The 15,950-nt window shown below is 61.4% G+C and carries 20 protein-coding genes; 12 read left to right on the top strand and 8 right to left on the bottom strand.

Translation table 11 applies throughout. The features are described from left to right. Window positions 1–16: 16 nt before the first annotated feature. The 3 genes from B0E51_RS14890 to B0E51_RS14880 all read left to right on the top strand — a co-directional run bounded on the left by B0E51_RS14890 (window position 17) and on the right by B0E51_RS14880 (window position 1,848). Window positions 17–322: a hypothetical protein gene (locus B0E51_RS14890; RefSeq protein ID WP_077445657.1), complete on the top strand. Its 306-nt coding sequence runs from the start codon at window positions 17–19 to the stop codon at window positions 320–322. Window positions 323–483: 161 nt separating this feature from the next. Next, on the top strand, window positions 484–1,191 hold the full coding sequence (locus B0E51_RS14885; RefSeq protein WP_077445656.1) for a methyltransferase: 708 nt from the start codon (window positions 484–486) through the stop codon (window positions 1,189–1,191). Between the two features lie 159 nt (window positions 1,192–1,350). Continuing rightward, window positions 1,351–1,848 carry a hypothetical protein gene (locus B0E51_RS14880; protein WP_077445655.1) on the top strand — a complete coding sequence of 166 codons (498 nt, stop codon included), beginning with the start codon at window positions 1,351–1,353 and terminating at the stop codon, window positions 1,846–1,848. A 179-nt stretch (window positions 1,849–2,027) separates the two neighbouring features. Here the strand turns inward: B0E51_RS14880 and B0E51_RS14875 are convergent, their stop codons facing one another. From B0E51_RS14875 to B0E51_RS14865, 3 genes are all read right to left on the bottom strand, one after another. Continuing rightward, window positions 2,028–2,789, bottom strand: a complete 762-nt coding sequence (locus B0E51_RS14875) for an ABC transporter permease (RefSeq protein WP_077445654.1) — start codon at window positions 2,787–2,789, stop codon at window positions 2,028–2,030. After that, window positions 2,786–3,712 carry an ABC transporter ATP-binding protein gene (locus B0E51_RS14870; RefSeq protein ID WP_077445653.1) on the bottom strand — a complete coding sequence of 309 codons (927 nt, stop codon included), beginning with the start codon at window positions 3,710–3,712 and terminating at the stop codon, window positions 2,786–2,788. The genes B0E51_RS14875 and B0E51_RS14870 overlap by 4 nt, the downstream gene beginning before the upstream one ends. A gap of 172 nt (window positions 3,713–3,884) precedes the next feature. After that, complete coding sequence (locus tag B0E51_RS14865; RefSeq protein ID WP_077445652.1) at window positions 3,885–4,073, bottom strand: CsbD family protein; 189 nt, start codon at window positions 4,071–4,073, stop codon at window positions 3,885–3,887. Window positions 4,074–4,412: 339 nt separating this feature from the next. Here B0E51_RS14865 and B0E51_RS14860 point away from each other — a divergent pair, with 339 nt between their 5' ends. Together B0E51_RS14860 and B0E51_RS14855 are read left to right on the top strand one after the other, a co-directional pair. Then, window positions 4,413–6,002 carry a phospholipase D family protein gene (locus B0E51_RS14860; protein ID WP_077445651.1) on the top strand — a complete coding sequence of 530 codons (1,590 nt, stop codon included), beginning with the start codon at window positions 4,413–4,415 and terminating at the stop codon, window positions 6,000–6,002. A gap of 127 nt (window positions 6,003–6,129) precedes the next feature. Then, window positions 6,130–6,480, top strand: coding sequence for a DUF5329 family protein (locus B0E51_RS14855; RefSeq protein WP_254424539.1), 351 nt, complete (start codon window positions 6,130–6,132; stop codon window positions 6,478–6,480). Window positions 6,481–6,616: 136 nt separating this feature from the next. Here the strand turns inward: B0E51_RS14855 and B0E51_RS14850 are convergent, their stop codons facing one another. Then, a complete protein-coding gene (locus tag B0E51_RS14850; RefSeq protein ID WP_077445649.1) occupies window positions 6,617–7,183 on the bottom strand; it encodes a hypothetical protein in 567 nt (188 codons plus the stop codon). A gap of 557 nt (window positions 7,184–7,740) precedes the next feature. Here B0E51_RS14850 and B0E51_RS14845 point away from each other — a divergent pair. Continuing rightward, window positions 7,741–8,511, top strand: a complete 771-nt coding sequence (locus B0E51_RS14845) for a TIGR00266 family protein (RefSeq protein ID WP_077445648.1) — start codon at window positions 7,741–7,743, stop codon at window positions 8,509–8,511. Between the two features lie 169 nt (window positions 8,512–8,680). Here B0E51_RS14845 and B0E51_RS19785 read toward each other — a convergent pair whose 3' ends face one another. Further along, window positions 8,681–8,932, bottom strand: a complete 252-nt coding sequence (locus B0E51_RS19785; RefSeq protein WP_254424538.1) for a hypothetical protein — start codon at window positions 8,930–8,932, stop codon at window positions 8,681–8,683. Here B0E51_RS19785 and B0E51_RS14840 point away from each other — a divergent pair. The 3 genes from B0E51_RS14840 (at window position 8,921) to B0E51_RS14830 (ending at window position 10,760) form a co-directional block, all read left to right on the top strand. Next, window positions 8,921–9,382 (top strand): PadR family transcriptional regulator, encoded by a 462-nt coding sequence (locus B0E51_RS14840; protein ID WP_254424537.1) that lies wholly within the window; start codon window positions 8,921–8,923, stop codon window positions 9,380–9,382. The two genes, B0E51_RS19785 and B0E51_RS14840, sit on opposite strands and share 12 nt — an antisense overlap. Then, window positions 9,375–9,860 carry a transcriptional repressor gene (locus tag B0E51_RS14835; protein ID WP_143525944.1) on the top strand — a complete coding sequence of 162 codons (486 nt, stop codon included), beginning with the start codon at window positions 9,375–9,377 and terminating at the stop codon, window positions 9,858–9,860. Before B0E51_RS14840 ends, B0E51_RS14835 begins: the two co-directional genes overlap by 8 nt. A gap of 99 nt (window positions 9,861–9,959) precedes the next feature. Next, entirely contained in the window at window positions 9,960–10,760 is an 801-nt protein-coding gene (locus tag B0E51_RS14830) for a siderophore-interacting protein (RefSeq protein WP_077445645.1), read from the top strand. A gap of 33 nt (window positions 10,761–10,793) precedes the next feature. Here the strand turns inward: B0E51_RS14830 and B0E51_RS14825 are convergent, their stop codons facing one another. Together B0E51_RS14825 and B0E51_RS14820 are read right to left on the bottom strand one after the other, a co-directional pair. After that, complete coding sequence (locus B0E51_RS14825) at window positions 10,794–11,288, bottom strand: nuclear transport factor 2 family protein (RefSeq protein ID WP_077445644.1); 495 nt, start codon at window positions 11,286–11,288, stop codon at window positions 10,794–10,796. Window positions 11,289–11,369: 81 nt separating this feature from the next. Beyond that, window positions 11,370–12,497 carry an FAD-dependent monooxygenase gene (locus tag B0E51_RS14820; protein ID WP_077445643.1) on the bottom strand — a complete coding sequence of 376 codons (1,128 nt, stop codon included), beginning with the start codon at window positions 12,495–12,497 and terminating at the stop codon, window positions 11,370–11,372. 147 nt (window positions 12,498–12,644) lie between these two features. Here B0E51_RS14820 and B0E51_RS14815 point away from each other — a divergent pair, with 147 nt between their 5' ends. Both B0E51_RS14815 and B0E51_RS14810 read left to right on the top strand, forming a co-directional pair. Beyond that, entirely contained in the window at window positions 12,645–13,112 is a 468-nt protein-coding gene (locus B0E51_RS14815) for a MarR family transcriptional regulator (protein WP_077445642.1), read from the top strand. 93 nt (window positions 13,113–13,205) lie between these two features. Further along, complete coding sequence (locus B0E51_RS14810) at window positions 13,206–13,631, top strand: organic hydroperoxide resistance protein (protein ID WP_077445641.1); 426 nt, start codon at window positions 13,206–13,208, stop codon at window positions 13,629–13,631. A gap of 95 nt (window positions 13,632–13,726) precedes the next feature. Here the strand turns inward: B0E51_RS14810 and B0E51_RS14805 are convergent, their stop codons facing one another. After that, a complete protein-coding gene (locus tag B0E51_RS14805) occupies window positions 13,727–14,257 on the bottom strand; it encodes a PepSY domain-containing protein (protein WP_077445640.1) in 531 nt (176 codons plus the stop codon). Window positions 14,258–14,602: 345 nt separating this feature from the next. Here B0E51_RS14805 and B0E51_RS14800 point away from each other — a divergent pair, with 345 nt between their 5' ends. Beyond that, window positions 14,603–15,949, top strand: coding sequence for a GGDEF domain-containing protein (locus B0E51_RS14800; RefSeq protein ID WP_254424536.1), 1,347 nt, complete (start codon window positions 14,603–14,605; stop codon window positions 15,947–15,949). Window position 15,950: the final 1 nt, after the last annotated feature.

Genomic DNA, 15,950 nt, shown 5'->3' with positions numbered 1-15,950 from the left:
ATCGAAGAACCCATCCATGAAAGCCCTGCTGATCATCGCGCTGCTGCTGTTACCGCTTTACATCTACTGGTACTACGCGCGCCTGAAATCCATGCTTGCGGCGTGGGCTGCGTCCAACCAGTTGAAAATCCTTGAAACCCGCCGAGGCTTCTTTCCGCCGCTGCGGATGATGCTGACCACGAGCAAGGAGCAGACCCTGATGCACGTCAAGGTCTACGACGAGTCGACCCATCGCATCCGCAGCGGCTGGCTGCGCCTGGGCAGCTACTGGTGGGGCCTGCTGGACGCCGACGCAATCGAAGTCAACTGGGACGACGCGTAAGTCGCAGCTTCGCCCGCAAGCCATGTCGCCACCATTGCGACAGTCATGGCGTAGGATGGTTACGTTCCCGCTCCTCTCCCGCATCCTGACGACTATCGTCGCTGCGCTTCCACACCACGCCTCATGCCGGCTATCCGACTGAGGCCCACACGGGAGCGCCCATGCCGGGCTATACCACTCGCGAACTCACGGTCTGCCTTGGCGGACACGACTACCGCATCCGCGCGCTGAGCGACCTGCAGCAATTTGCCGACCCGCAACAGCACGCTGACCGCATCGGCATCTCGTCCGCACAATGGAGCCTTTTCGGCCAGGTATGGCCAGCAGGCCGCGTGCTGGCCGAGGCGATGTGCACGCACGACATCGTCGGCAAGCGCATCCTTGAACTCGGCTGTGGGCTGTGCCTGTCCAGCCTCGTACTGCAGCAGCGCCAGGCCGACATCACCGCCAGCGACCATCATCCGCTGGCCGAATCGTTCCTGCGCCACAACACCGCGCAGAACCAGCTGCTGGCCATCACCTACCGCGACCTGCGCTGGGAAGTGCCCGATGCCACGCTGGGGCGCTTCGACCTGATCATCGGCAGCGACATCCTGTACGAGAGCGGACACGCCGACCTGCTCGCGGCGATAGTGCTGCGTCACGCCCTGCCCGATGCCGAGGTGTTGATCACCGATCCCGGCCGCGGCAACAGCGCCCCGTTCACTCGTGCCCTCGCCGAGCAGGGTTATACCGTCGTTGAACTGCGCAGCCGTTTCGATGCGCGCGACATCGCACCGTTCCGCGGCCGGTTGCTCAGCTACCGGCGTGGAGACGTGATGGCCGAGGGGTTCCGACCCGACAGCATTGAGAGGAAAAGATCTTCTTAGCGGAGACCTTCTAATTCCCGCCCGCATGTCGCACTTCGATAACAACCGGCTCACATGCCAGTGACGCTGTCTCGACAAAAATAGACAACAAGCCAAGTCTCGCCCGCACGTCATCCCGAAGCGCGAGTTTTGCCACGTCGGAAAACTGAGGGAGGCTCCATGAAAACCCGACACGTGTTCAGCGCCCCCGACCTCTCGGTGGCGCGCACTGCAATGCAGGCCGCGCGGGATGCCGGCATCGACGATCGCGATGTCTCGCTGATCGCCCGTGAGGACATCGAGTTGCAGCGGATCCCCGATCACCTGATGCAGGGACGCAATGATTTCTACCCTGCCGCGCTGCGTGGGGGTGCCTGCGGTGGGGGCACCGGTCTGCTGCTCGGGCTTATTGCCGTGATCGTGCCACCGCTGGGCGTAACGCTGGCTGGCGCGGCGGCGATGACGGTGGCTGGCGCGGTATTCGGCTGCTGGATCGGCGAATTGGTCGGCTTCGAGGTGCCCGATGCGGTGAGCCGCAAGTTCAAGGCCGAGATCGCCGCCGGACGCATCCTGGTGGTGATCGACGGCAGCAGGGAGCAGCTTGCGACGGCCACCGCGGCGATTGCGCACACTGGCGCCACACCGCTGCTGTTTCATGTGCACACCGCCTTGACCTGAATCGGCTCAGGCCTGAATGGCATTTACTTAAAGTTCCTCATTCTCACGAAAGTGAGAATCCAGTGCCTTCGCTTTACCCAAAAGTCTTGGAGTCGCTGGATTCCTGCTTTAGCAGGAATGACGAAAAATGGAGCTCTCTGCCTGATTCGGCTCAAGCCTGCAATTTCGGGCCAGCATCTTCAGGCCTTCAAGCGATAGCCGGTGCGGAAGATCCACCACACGATGGCCAGGCAGAGTGCGAGAAACACCAGGGTCATGCCCATGCTGATCTCCACGCCGACGTCGGAGGCACCGTAGAAACTCCAGCGGAAGCCGCTGATCAGGTATACCACCGGATTGAACAGGGTGACCTTCTGCCAGAACGGCGGCAGCATGTGGATCGAATAGAAGCTGCCGCCCAGGAAGGTCAGCGGCGTCACCACCAGCAGCGGTACCAGCTGCAGCTTCTCGAAGTTGTCCGCCCAGATGCCGATGATGAAACCGAACAGGCTGAAGGTAAGCGCGGTGAGCACCAGGAAGGCCAGCATCCACAACGGGTGCTCGATCTGGAACGACACGAACAGCCGCGCCGTCGCCAGGATGATCAGGCCGAGGATGATCGACTTGCTCGCCGCCGCACCGACGTAGCCGGCAACGATCTCGATCGAGGACACCGGCGCCGACAGGATCTCGTAGATCGTGCCGACGAACTTCGGGAAGTAGATGCCGAACGACGCGTTGGAGATGCTCTGCGTCAGCAGCGACAGCATGATCAGGCCCGGCACGATGAAGGCGCCGTAGCTGACCCCGTTGACCGCGGTCATGCGCGAGCCGATCGCGGCGCCGAACACCACGAAGTACAGCGAGGTGGAGATCACCGGCGAGACCACACTCTGCAGCAGGGTGCGCCGGGTACGCGACATCTCGAAGCGGTAGATCGCGCGGATGGCGTGGATGTTCATGCGCGTTCCCTCACCAGGCTGACGAAGATGTCCTCCAGCGAACTCTGGCTGGTCTGCAGATCCTTGAAGTCGATGCCGGCTTCGCCGAGCCGGCGCAGCAAGACGTCGATGCCGGTGCGCTCACCCTGTGCATCGAAGGTGTAGACCAGCGCCTTGCCATCGGCTGACAGCTCCAGCGCGTAATCGGACAACGCCGCTGGAATGTTTGCCAGCGGCGTCTGCAGATGCAGGGTCAGCTGCTTCCTGCCGAGCTTGTTCATCAGTTCCGCCTTGTCCTCGACCAGGATCAGCTCACCCTTGTGGATCACCCCGATGCGATCGGCCATCTCCTCGGCCTCCTCGATGTAATGGGTGGTCAGGATGATGGTGACGCCGGTGGCGCGCAGTGCGCGCACCATCGCCCACATGTCGCGCCGAAGTTCCACGTCGACGCCGGCGGTGGGCTCGTCCAGGAACAGGATCTGCGGCTCGTGCGACAGCGCCTTGGCGATCATCACGCGGCGCTTCATGCCGCCGGACAGCGTGATGATCTTGCTGTCCTTCTTGCTCCACAGCGACAGATCCTTCAACACCTTCTCGATATGCGCCGGGTTCGCACTCTTGCCGAACAGGCCGCGACTGAAACTGACCGTGTTCCACACCGTCTCGAACGCATCGGTGGTCAGTTCCTGCGGTACCAGGCCGATCTTCGCGCGCGCCGCACGATAGTCGCGCACCACGTCGTGGCCGTCGGCCAGTACCGAGCCTTCGCTGGGGTTGACGATGCCGCAGATGATGCTGATCAGCGTGGTCTTGCCTGCTCCGTTCGGGCCCAGCAGCGCAAAGATTTCACCCTGGCGGATTTCCAGGTCGATCTGCTTGAGCGCATGAAAACCGGAGGCGTAGGTCTTGCTGAGTTGCCTGACAGAAATGATCGGCTGCACGCAGTGTCCTTGGGGATAGCGGCAAAGGGGAAAGCCGATGGTATGCCGGGCGCATGTACAGAGCTAGCCCGTCGAAGGCTTTCGACGCACGACAAATCCGTTACCCAGACAAGCGGACGGGCACGCCGCCTGATCTGCGCGCCCGCCCGATCCCTTAACGACTAACGACCGCTCAATGCTGGTGCTTGTTCGTGTCGCGCTGTTCGTCGGCAGCCTTGCCTATTTCCTTCTGGATCTTGCCGACGTTCTTTTCCAGCTTGCCGGCAACTTCCTTCGCCTTGTTGCCGGTAACCTTGCCGACCACTTCCTTGGCCGTGCCCTTGATCTCGTGTTTGGTGCCTTCGACGCGATTGCGATCCATTAGTTGATCTCCGGGAGATGAGGCCTGCGGTATTGCAGACAAACTCAGGTTAGGAGGCACCCGGTCGACAGCCTGTGACCATGCTGTTGGAAGCATGTTGTGACGAGACTTGCGTTCAGTCATGTGATGCGGGCGTCACACACAAGTTGTACGACCAACCCACCCGCATCGAACACGGTCGTATCTCGCACCACGTTCACATCATCAGGCACACATTGCCTTCACGCCCGTATCCGTATCCAGCCGCCGGGCCAGCGTTTGACGCATGCATATCCCTCGACCGATGCACGCGGCATGCGACGGCAAGTCTGGATTATGGTTCAAGTTACGGTGGACAAAATGAAACACGGGTTGCGACATACAGGCGTCATGGCTGCTCTGGCGATCGTCGTGCTGGTGCTCGGCGCGTGCTCGTCGATGCGCAGCGACTTCGTCAAGCGACCGTCGAAGGCGTTGCCTCCGGCCACCGGCACGCCGAGTGGGCGCTACATCCATGCCGAGGTGGACCAACATCTCGACCAGTCCGGCTTCCGCCTGCTCACGCTCAGCAACAACGCGCTGATGAGCCGCGTCGCGCTGACTGACCATGCCCAGCATTCCATCGATCTGCAGTACTACATCTTCAACAACGATGCGACCGGACGGTTGCTAGCGCAGCGCCTGCTGGCGGCGGCGGATCGCGGCGTACGCGTGCGCCTGCTGCTCGATGCCATCAATCTGCACGATGAGATCGACATGCTGAGTGCGCTCAACGCGCACCCGAACATCAAGGTCCGGTTGTTCAATCCGTTCCATACACGCGATCCGTCGATGCTGTCCAAGACCACGCAATTCCTGCTTGACGCGCACCGGCTCAACCGCCGCATGCACAACAAGTCGTTCATCGTGGACGGCAACGTGGCGGTCATCGGTGGCCGCAACATCGGCGACGCCTATTTCGATGCCGGCAACGACACCAATTTCCGCGACCTCGACCTGATCGCGATCGGGCCCGTGGTGAAGGATGCCTCGCATGCGTTCGACGAATACTGGAACTGCGATGCCGCCATTCCGGTGACTGCGTTTCACGGCAAGCGCGCCAGCCACTACGACCTTGCAAAATTGCGGATCGACCTGACCCATGACGCACGCGCGTTCGCGCAGTCCGACTATGCGCAGGCGACGCTGGATCAGCTGCCGAACGGCCCCTCCGCCGACCGCCCCGGCACGTGGTTCTGGGGGCACGCCACGCTGGTCGCCGACCAGCCGGCAAAGATCGATGCCGCCAGCGCCAGGGACGAGCGTTCATTGCGCATCGGCCCGCAGATCAAGTCGATGATCGACCAGGCGCAACAGGATGTACTGCTTATATCGCCCTATTTCATCCCGGGCGACAAGGGCACCCAATATCTCACCGGCCGCGTCGCGCAGGGTGTGACCGTCAAGGTACTGACCAACTCGCTCGCTTCCAACGATGAGGCCGTCGTGCATGCGGGTTATTCGCGTTATCGGCGCGCGCTGCTCGAAGGCGGCGTCGACCTCTACGAACTGCGGCCCGCTCCCGGCGTCGAACAACCGGCGACTGCGAAAGGCACCTCCTCCGGTGTCAGCCTGCATGCCAAGGCAATCGTGGTGGATCAGCAGCAGGTATTCATCGGCTCGATGAACATGGATCCGCGCTCGAAACTGTTGAACACCGAAATGGGCATCATCGTCGACTCGCCACCACTGGCGGTGGCCGTGACGCAGTTCTTCGACACCGCCACCCAGCCCACCAGTGCCTACCACGTGACGCTGACCACACACGATTCGCCGCATGGCGGTCGCATGCAATGGCAGGACAGCGATGGCGGCAAGCCGGTGATCTATCACCACGATCCCGAAACCAGCGTGACGCGCCGACTGGAAGTGGACATGTTCAGGCTGATGCCGATCGAAGGCATGCTTTGAGCGGCGCCAGCTACCCGACAAGAACGCGCGTTCCCACAGTCGCAGCGCGCAATAGCCACGGAATACAGCGCTGGCGGCATATCGCCAGCTGCGGAGTGGACGTGTGAACAGGGTGATGGCTTCACTGGTGCTGTTCGCCTTGCTGGCGATGCCTGTATTTGGCCAGCAGAACATCGAACAGCAGAAAATCGCCTACCTCATTGATTCGGTGGCCACCCTGCAGGACGCGACCTTTATCCGCAACGGCACCGCCTATGATGCGGCACACGCCGCCGATCACATGCGTCTGAAACTGCGTTTTTCCGGCAGCCGCATAAAGACCGCGGAAGACTTCATTGTCTACTGTGGAACCGGTTCATCGATGTCCGGCATCAAATACACGATCCGCTTCCAAGACGGTCACAGCGTCGATTCGGCCACCTTTCTGCATCGCAGACTGGCCGAGTACGAAGCGCGATTCAACAACAGCAAGCCTTGAATCCACCAGTGCCTGTTACCGCATCACTGAGTGTCATGGCAACGCTGACCGACCTCATCGTCTGCGGACGGCACATGGTGGTCGATGTCGATGTGGTGGCGAAAATGCAGCAAGTACAAACCGCCAGTGTCGTTTGCTAGGCATTGCAACCGGCATTGGCGGCCCTGGCGTCACTGGCCGCCTGCTCGGCCGCCGCGCGACGCTCCGGCACAGTCGGCCAGTGATCCATCACCGCGATGAAATAGGTGATGTGCGCATCCATCGCGTTGCCGTTGGCATGCTGGACCCGTAGAACACACTCCTCGGTCACCGGCACTTCGGCAAAGCGCTCGCGGATTTGCTGCAGCTCCTCGATACGCGACTGCAACTGTTCCGGCGGCGTTGCCATGGCCTTGGTGTCAGCTACCGACCATTGGCCGAGCAGCGGCGCGATCTGTGCCGCATCATGTGCACGCCGGGCCTGCCTGGCAGCTTCAAGCGCGCGCGTGTCGACTGCCACCGACGTTGCGGCGACAGGGGCCACCGGCTCAGCGGACGGTTCGACAGTTGGTGCCGCATCCGCCGCTGGCGCTGTCGTCATGACATGGTCCGAGGTGCTCGCCTGTACCGTGCCGTGACGCACGATCAGCACCATCAGTCCCACACATATCGTCGCAACGCCGACCAGCGTGCGCAGCGAGATCGAACCGCGTTCCTTCTTCATGCAACCCCCAGTGGCCTGTTCATAACGAACCGATGTTCCGATACGCGTCGCGCACCCAGTGTCGTCCAACCCTGAAAGATCACTCAACTATCAACCCGGAGGTTGCTGGGGAATCGCGACATGCACTGCTGCTCCCCCGCAGCCACCGAGCCTGCCTGCAGTCTTCAGCCCAATCCATGCTGACCGCAGCAGCCTCAAAATTCGTCGAATCCCCCCCCGGAATGCCACGCAAGCATACGTAGCCGGGGCCAGTGGTGGCAATCATGGCTGTCGGCCTGGTTTGCTGCAGGCCAGCACAAGCGCTGGAAACGGCGCCGGCTCATGCTCGGCTGACAGCCACCAGCGAACCCGGTTGCGGCTTTGTTGCAAGCCCACTATGGAGGCATTGGAGCGAGGCTTTTGTCAGCTTGCAGCGGTTCACCACACCTGCCGAATCCACTGCTACCGACCGGCATCCGGAAGCGTAATATCCACGAATTCTTCACCGAAGAATCCGCCGCCTGCCCGAACAGGTCACGTCCGGACAAGTGCGCCGCCCATCACCAGGAGGATCCGCCATGCAGACTCGTATCCAGGGCACGACCATGCCCGTGCTCGAAGTGCAGCTTGACCCCAGCGAGAGCGTTTTTGCGGAAAGCGGCGAGCTTTCGTGGATGACGGCTTCGGTACAGATGACCACGCATACCCAGATGGGCGGTGGCGGCGGTCTGCTTGGCATGTTCAAGCGGGTTGTCGCCGGCGGCAGCCTTTTCATGACGGAATACCGTGCCGTGCAGTCTCCCGGCGAGGTGGCGTTTGCCACCAAGGTGCCCGGCCATATCGTGCCGGTGCCGGTGACCCCGGGCAGCGAATACATGGTGCATCGCCACGGTTTCCTCTGCGCCACGCCGCAGGTCACCATCGGCGTGGGTTTCCAGCAGTCGTTGGGAGCCGGCATCTTCGGTGGCGACGGTTTTCTGCTGCAGAAGATCGGCGGTACGGGTACGGCATGGCTGGAGCTTTCCGGCGAGCTTATCCAGAAGAATCTGGCGCCTGGTGAAACCCTGCGGGTTCACCCTGGCCATGTCGGTGCGTTCCAGGCTTCCGTGGGATTCCAGATCACCACGGTTCCAGGCATCAAGAACGCGATCTTTGGCGGCGATGGCATCTTCCTGGCCGCGCTCACCGGCCCTGGCACGGTGTGGCTGCAGACGCTGCCGATCTCGCGCCTGGCTCACCAGATCGCCGAGTACATGCCCCGAGGCGGTGGCCAGGCGGCATCGGCCGGAGTAGGTGGCGGCCTGCTTGGCGGCATCGTGGGTTCGATGTTGAGCGGCGACAACAACTAGCCGGAATAACCTGCCCGGGTGTCATGGCCGCAGGAGCATGCCTGCGGCCGCTTGCACCGGCGATGCCTATTGCTGGCGGTCTTCGCGCCTCACGCTCCTCTCCTGCGTTCTTCCACATGGCCTTCCTGGTCAGGTCACGTATTGCTTTAGATACACTTACGATATATCTTTAAGTTACCTCAACGATATATCGGAACTTGTCATGCGCATGCGCCAGATCTTTTTCAACGCCTTTCATCACCACCATCACGGTCACGCATTCGGTCACGGCGAAGACCGCGGCGACCATGGGCATCACGAACACCATGCCGGGCGCGGCCCGTTCGGCGGCCACCACGGCGGCGGTGATTTCTTCGCCGACTGGAACGAAATGCGCGGTGGTGGCCGTCGTGGTGGCGGTGGTGGCCGCATGTTCGGTCACGGCGACCTCAAGCTGCTGCTGCTGGCACTGATCGAACAGCAACCGCGCCACGGCTATGAACTGATCCGCATCATCGAGGACATGTTCCACGGGCAGTATTCGCCCAGCCCCGGCGCGATCTACCCCACCCTGACCATGCTCGAAGAACTCGGCCACGCCGAAGTGACCAACGAGCAGGGTGGCCGCAAGCTGTACGCGATCACCGCCGCCGGCCGTGCCTATCTGGACGAGAACCGCGACGCGGTCGACGCGGTCACCGCACGCACCGAGCACAGCGCCAGGATGGCCGCGAAAATGGCTGCCCCCATGAGCGTGCGCAAGGCGATGCATGCACTCAAGCACGCGCTGCTGATGCGTGGCAGCGACTGGAACAAGGCCGAGGCCCAGCGCGTGGCCGAGATCCTCGAACGCGCTGCCACGGCCATCGCCACCGGTGAATACCGTGACTGAAGCAGCCGGCACTGCATTGGTGGCGTGGGAGGCGCGTTGCAAATCGCTCGGCATGCTGATGACTGCACCGCGTCGTGCCATCCTCGCCGCAATGCTGCAGCTCGGCCACGCGCACGATGCGGTGACGCTGCTGCAGGCAGCGCGTGAGCATCATGCCGCCACCAGCATCGGTACGGTCTATCGATGGCTGCGCGAGTTGAAGCAACTCGGGCTGATCGAGGTCCAGCTGCAACCACACGGTCGAACTCGCTGGCGTCTGCACGACGCAACACCGGAACAGGTCACGGGCAGCATCCACATGATGATGCTTCAGGTGCAACATTTCCTGCGCGAACTGGAAAAACTCGGCTTCGTCGAGGCATTACCTGCACAGCTCGACGCGCTCGCCGCACCCGTACCGACCAGTCTGACAGCGATCGCGATCGCGGTCGGACCGCTGCACGAAATTGCCGAATGCCTCGGCTACCGGCTCGCGTAACAAGAGCCTTACCTCCTTCGCCAACGCTCGCACTCCGCCATGTACGGATCGCGTGGAGCTTGTGCCGGCACCTCATCCACATCCCTGAAGATCCTGCTGATGACACCCCATGCCCATCGAATGATTCGCCATACCGTCGTGTTCCGCACGCTGGAAGTATTACGCGTCGAACGCCTGACTCCGCACATGCAGCGGATCGTCTTTGGCGGTACCGATTTGCGCGGTTTTGCCAGTGCGGCGCCCGACGACCACGTAAAGCTGTTCTTTCCGAACAGCCTTGGTGAAATTGTTACGCCCGTGATGGGTCCGAACGGACCAACCTATCCGGCCGGCCCGGAATACTCGCCAATGCGCGACTACACGCCTCGTCGTTACGACAGCACACTCAACGAACTGACCGTCGACTTCGTGCTGCACGGCGACGGCCCTGCCTCAAACTGGGCCGTGCAGGCCAGCCCCGGTCAACGGATTGGCGCAGGCGGACCACGCGGCTCCAACCTCATTGCCGACGATTTCGATACGTATGTGCTGGTCGGCGACGAAACCGCCCTGCCCGCGATCGGCCGCCGGCTCGAAGAAATGCCCGAAGGCACTCGGGTCGAAGTACTGGCTGAAATTCCATCTGCGGATGATCGCCAATCATGGCGCTCATCCGCAGATGTCAACATCACCTGGCTCGAGCGCGACGGTGCAACCGGCGACGGCAGCGATCTGCTGGAACAGGCATTGCGGGCACTATCCACACCCGCAGGCGACACCTTCTACTGGATCGCCACCGAATCGCACCGCACCCGCAACATGCGCCTGTGGCTCAGTCAGGAACGAGGTGTGCCAAAGGACTGGATGAAGGCCAAGGGCTACTGGCAAGCCGGCACAGATGAGGATGGCGAAGATGGTTGAATCAGTCCGGGGATGACGATCCGACAATGACCGCTACTTCAACTCACCCAGCGGACTCGGTGGGCAGCCTTGCTTCTGCACGGTATAGCTGACACTCGCCACCTGCCAGTCTTTACCGCTGCGCACCAGACTGAAGCTGTCGATCCCGCAGTGGGAAAATTTGCCGTCCAGGTGAAAGTCATACGGCGCCCATACCTGCGCGATCCCGCCCTGCACCAGCACCTTCGGATTCCAGATGCGCTCGCGGAAGGCTTCCTTGTGCTTCGCCAGCGAATCCAGGTAGTCGGTGTCGTGCTTCATCTGGGCCGTGCCCTCGGGGCTCACTGCCATGAAACCTGCGCCGGGCAGGATCAGTTTGCGCGACGCGTCAACATCATGTTTCGCCATCGCATCGAACAAGGCATCAACCGCTCCCAGCACTTCGCGCTCGGCTGGTGTGTGCTGGTCCTTCGCCATGACATTCACGCTGGCAAATACAAACAGCGTGGCAACGCCAAGGCGCGAAAGGGTTTGCAGGCAATGATTCATGGGTATACCTCGCAACAGCTGCATCGGGTCTGCTTCATCGACTGCCTGAAGTAAAAGGCAGCAGCGGTCACTGCACCGCACTCAGCAGCGTGTGCTCAACGGGTGGTCGAGGCCAGCCATGGTTTGCAGCAAGCGCCGACGCACTGGCGGAAACTTGATGACCAGGGGTGCCAAGTGATCGCGCAACCAGCGCAGTGAGGCCGGACGGCCGCGCATGAGCCTGGTGATCGCCTCCACACGACGGACCACCTGACCGTCCAGGAGCTGGCGCAGCTCGGCATATTCCTGCATGCGTTCGAGTTTGCCGCCCATGGCATCGAAAGCGCAGTCGGCGAATACCCACGCATCCTCGATACCCAGATTCATGCCCCGTGCGCCGAGCGGCGAATGGATATGCGCCGCATCGCCACCCAACGCCACCCGCCCCACGCTGAACTTGTCAGCCAACCGGTGCGCAATATGGAACTGCGATTGCCACAGCACCTCACCAGGTACGCTGTCACCCGGCAAATGTGCCAGCGGGTCTGCGCCATTGCCGATCACGCGCCACACACCTGCATGCAGATGCATCAGGAACAGGAAGCCGTCCGGCACCAGTCCGATATGCGCCCGCTGCCGGTCCAGTGACGTGCGCAATCGCAGGTCCCACAACTGCCACGGCTCGGGCAACGCGTTACCTGCGAAATCGATACCCAGCGCATGCCGCACTGCGCTGCGCGCACCATCCGCACCAAACACCAGCGGCGCCTGCACGGTCTGCGTGCTGCCGTCAGCCTGCTGCAGGGTCAACGTCACCTGTTCCGTATCCTGTTGCAGCGTCTGCAGCGTCAAGCCGCGCTCCACCTGCACGCCCTTTGCGCTCAACGCCTCGGTGAGAAGCGCTTCGGTGCGTGCCTGGGTCAGGCCGATCGGCAGCCGCGAGCGCAGCTCACGCCCCAGATCGACCGATGCCACATCACGACCGCCACGGTGCATCGTCACACCCAGCACTTCGTAGCCTTCGGCGATGATGCTTGCCGCCACGCCGCTCTGTCCGAGAATTTCAAGTGAACGCGGATTGACCAGCAACGCCTTCGAGGTTGTCGTCGGTTGTGTGGCGGCATCGATGATACGTACCGGTACACCGCGTCGGCTGAGAAACAGTGCGGCAGCCAGACCGGTGGGACCGGCGCCGACGATCATCAAGGGTTTACGGATCGCAGCAGGCATGTGGCAAGCATCCTCATGGCAATGACCGTATACGCTACCTCATACCACCGCTTATGGAATGCCTCACAGGTCGATACCGACGGTCGCCATCAAAGGCTGTAAAAAAATAGCTTGCAATCTAGTAGCGCACTATTTAATATGTTGTGCATGAAATCTGCACGCACATCTCCTCCAGTTGCTTTGGCCAGCGCTCCCAGACTGGATGTGCAGCTGTGCTTCGCGCTGTATTCGGCAGGTCTGGCGATGAACAAGGTGTATCGCAAACTGCTCAAGCCGCTGGATCTTACTTACCCGCAATATCTGGTGATGATGGTGCTGTGGGAGGACGAAAGTCTGAGTGTGTCGGAAATCGGTACGCGACTGTTCCTGGATTCGGCTACGTTGACGCCGCTACTCAAGCGTCTGGAAACTTCAGGATTGCTGACACGGTTGCGCTCACGCGAAGACGAGCGGCATGTGGTCATCTCGTTGACCACGCGTGGCAAGGCTTTGCAGGTGAAAGCCGGCAAGGTGCAGGAATCGGTGTTCTGCGCCACGCAATGCACGCCAGGCGAATTGAAGCATCTGAAAGGTGAGCTTGAGGGTCTGCGCGCCAGACTGTCCAACGGACCCTGATCGGGTTCACTTATTTGTCCATATACATAGCTCACTATTTAATAGCCGGCTATTTTTTGCGACACCCCAAACCAATCGAGAAGGAGACACCCCATGTCCATCGAAAAAGTCCTTTATCGTGCCAAGGCCAGCGCCACCGGCGGTCGTGATGGTCGCGCCACCTCGTCGGATGGCGTCCTCGATATCAAGCTGACCACGCCCAGGGAGCTCGGTGGCGCAGGTAGCGAAGGCACCAATCCGGAACAGCTGTTCGCGGCTGGTTACTCGGCCTGCTTTCTCGGCGCAATGAAATTCGTGGCCGGTCAGCAGAAACTGCAGCTGCCGGCGGATACCCAGGTGACCGGCCAGGTCGGCATCGGTCCGATCCCGACCGGTTTCGGCATCGAGGTCGAACTGAGCATCTCGATCCCTGGCCTGCCTCGTGCCGATGCCGAGGCGTTGGTGCAGAAGGCGCACATCGTGTGCCCCTATTCCAACGCCACCCGCAACAACATCGACGTCACGCTGACCGTCGTCTGAGGCGCATCACCAGGCTGGCGAAACAAGCCTGTCGATCGACAAAAGGTGGCGATCGCTGATGGTCGCCGCCGCTGCAACCGACAGGTGGCTCAAACTCAGAACAGCAGAAGCAGCAGTGGCACGAGGATCCCGGCTCCCAGAATCATGCTTACCAGCCGGGGCTTGCGGCTGTAACGATAGGACATGTAGATCCCGGTCAACGTGGAGATCAACAAGCTCAGCGATACCAGGGCGAAGAAGATCTTCATGGGCAACAGGTTTTTCTTCGGTCGAGCACCAGCACTATCGGTTGCCGGACCCGTCGACACCGCTACGCGGGCGTCTGATGTGGCAATTGCCGGCAGCGGTGTCATGGTGCCTGCCGTATCGGTGTTCGTCGCTGGCGCACCGGCATCTGCCGGGCGCGGCCGCCGTACCGGCATCACGGTGGTCTGCTTCTTGTGCAACTGCGCCATGCTGGCCAGCCAGGCGGGCGGCGTGTAGCTGCTGCCGCGCGTGGTCTCGTGCAGACTGAAAGTCTGCAGACCACCGGTGATCGCGAAGAACAACAGCATCGGTGCAGTGAACACGCCGAGATAAAGGTGAACACTGCGGGCGATCTTGAGAAAACGGTGTACCGAGGACATAAAACCTGCACGCCAATGGAAGTCCGGTGGATTTTACCGGAGTTTTCATCAAACACCAATGATAATCACTCTCATTTATACAAGTAATGTCAGGACGTTCGATCGACAATCCATTCGACAACAGATGCGCGTGTCTCCACGGTGAGCACGCTCCATACCTCCTGACTCCGCAAGCGTGCCGACGCATCACATCAATATGAAGCTGCGCAAACCTCATCCGCGTGGTTTCGAGGTAGGCTTCAACCAGATCGTTGCCGAGTGCCCGGCGTCGCCTCTACATGGTCATCAATGAACCAACCGCTTTCACCGATGGAACCGAACGCCTGCGCCCCGCTCGCGAATGTCATGGATCTCCTGCTCGACGCGATCTGTGTGGTCGATGTCGAAGGTCGTTACGTTTTTGTCAGCGCCGCATTCGAGCGCATCTTCGGCTATACGCCGGAGGAAATCATCGGCAAACCGATGATCGAGCTGGTGCATCCGGATGACCGCGAACGCACCCTGCAGGCGGCGAGCGAAATCATGGCTGGCCAGCCCAAGCCGCATTTCCAGAACCGCTACGTACGCAAGGATGGCCGGGTGATCCACATCATGTGGTCGGCGCGCTGGTCGGAAGCGGATGGCATGCGGGTAGCCGTGGCGCGCGACATCACCGAGCTCAAGCGCGCCGAATCGATGCAGGTCGCACTGCACGCCATTTCGGAAGCCGCGCACTCGGCTGCGGATCTGCTGGCGCTGTTCCGGAATATCCACCTGATCATCGGCAAGCTGCTGCCTGCGCGCAATTTCTTCGTTGCGCTTTACGACGAGAAGAAGGACCAGCTGAGCTTCCCCTACTTCGTCGACGAGCACGACAGCGCTCCGTCCGTACAAAAGCTCGATTCCGGCACCCTCAGTGCCGAAGTGATCCGTACCGGACAGGCGCTGCTGCTCACGCCCGACACACCGGTGATGCGACCACGATACAACGCCCCGCTTGACGGTCGGGGCGCCCTGCACTGGCTCGGCGTCCCGCTCAACACCCAGCAAGGCATCATCGGTGCGCTGGTAGTGCAAAGTTATTCCGGCGAGGTGCGCTATACCGAGCAGGACAAGGTGCTGCTGCAGTTTGTCTCCACCCAGATCGCCGCGGCCATCGAGCGCAAGCAGACCCAGACCTGGCTGCAGTATGTCGCGCTGCACGACCAGTTGACCGCCCTGCCCAACCGCATGCTGTTCCATGACCGCCTGCGCAGCGCGCTTGCCAGGGCACGGCGCGACCACGGCCGGCTGTCGTTGCTCTACGTTGACCTGGACAAATTCAAGCTGATCAACGACAGCTTCGGCCACGACGTCGGCGACCTGCTGCTGTGCGAGGTTTCCCATCGCCTCAAACATTGCGTGCGCGAAGTGGATACGGTTGGCCGCATGGGCGGCGACGAATTCGTGGTGCTGCTCGACAACATCGGCCAGCCGGAGCACGCCTCCATCGTTGCCGAAAAGATCCGCACAGCACTCAACCAGCCATTCGAACTGCCCGACCACTGCCTGCATATTTCGACCAGCATCGGCATCGCGGTCTATCCCGAGCATGGCGGCGACAGCAAGCAGCTGATGCGCTTTGCCGACGACGCCATGTACAACGCAAAGAAACATGGCGGCAACCGCCTGATGATGAGCGACATCCCGAACCAACCGGCAGGCAGCGTCTGAT

Source organism: Rhodanobacter sp. C05 (assembly GCF_002001165.1).
In the GTDB taxonomy this organism is placed as follows: domain Bacteria; phylum Pseudomonadota; class Gammaproteobacteria; order Xanthomonadales; family Rhodanobacteraceae; genus Rhodanobacter.
This window is presented reverse-complemented; position numbering and strand designations above follow the sequence as displayed.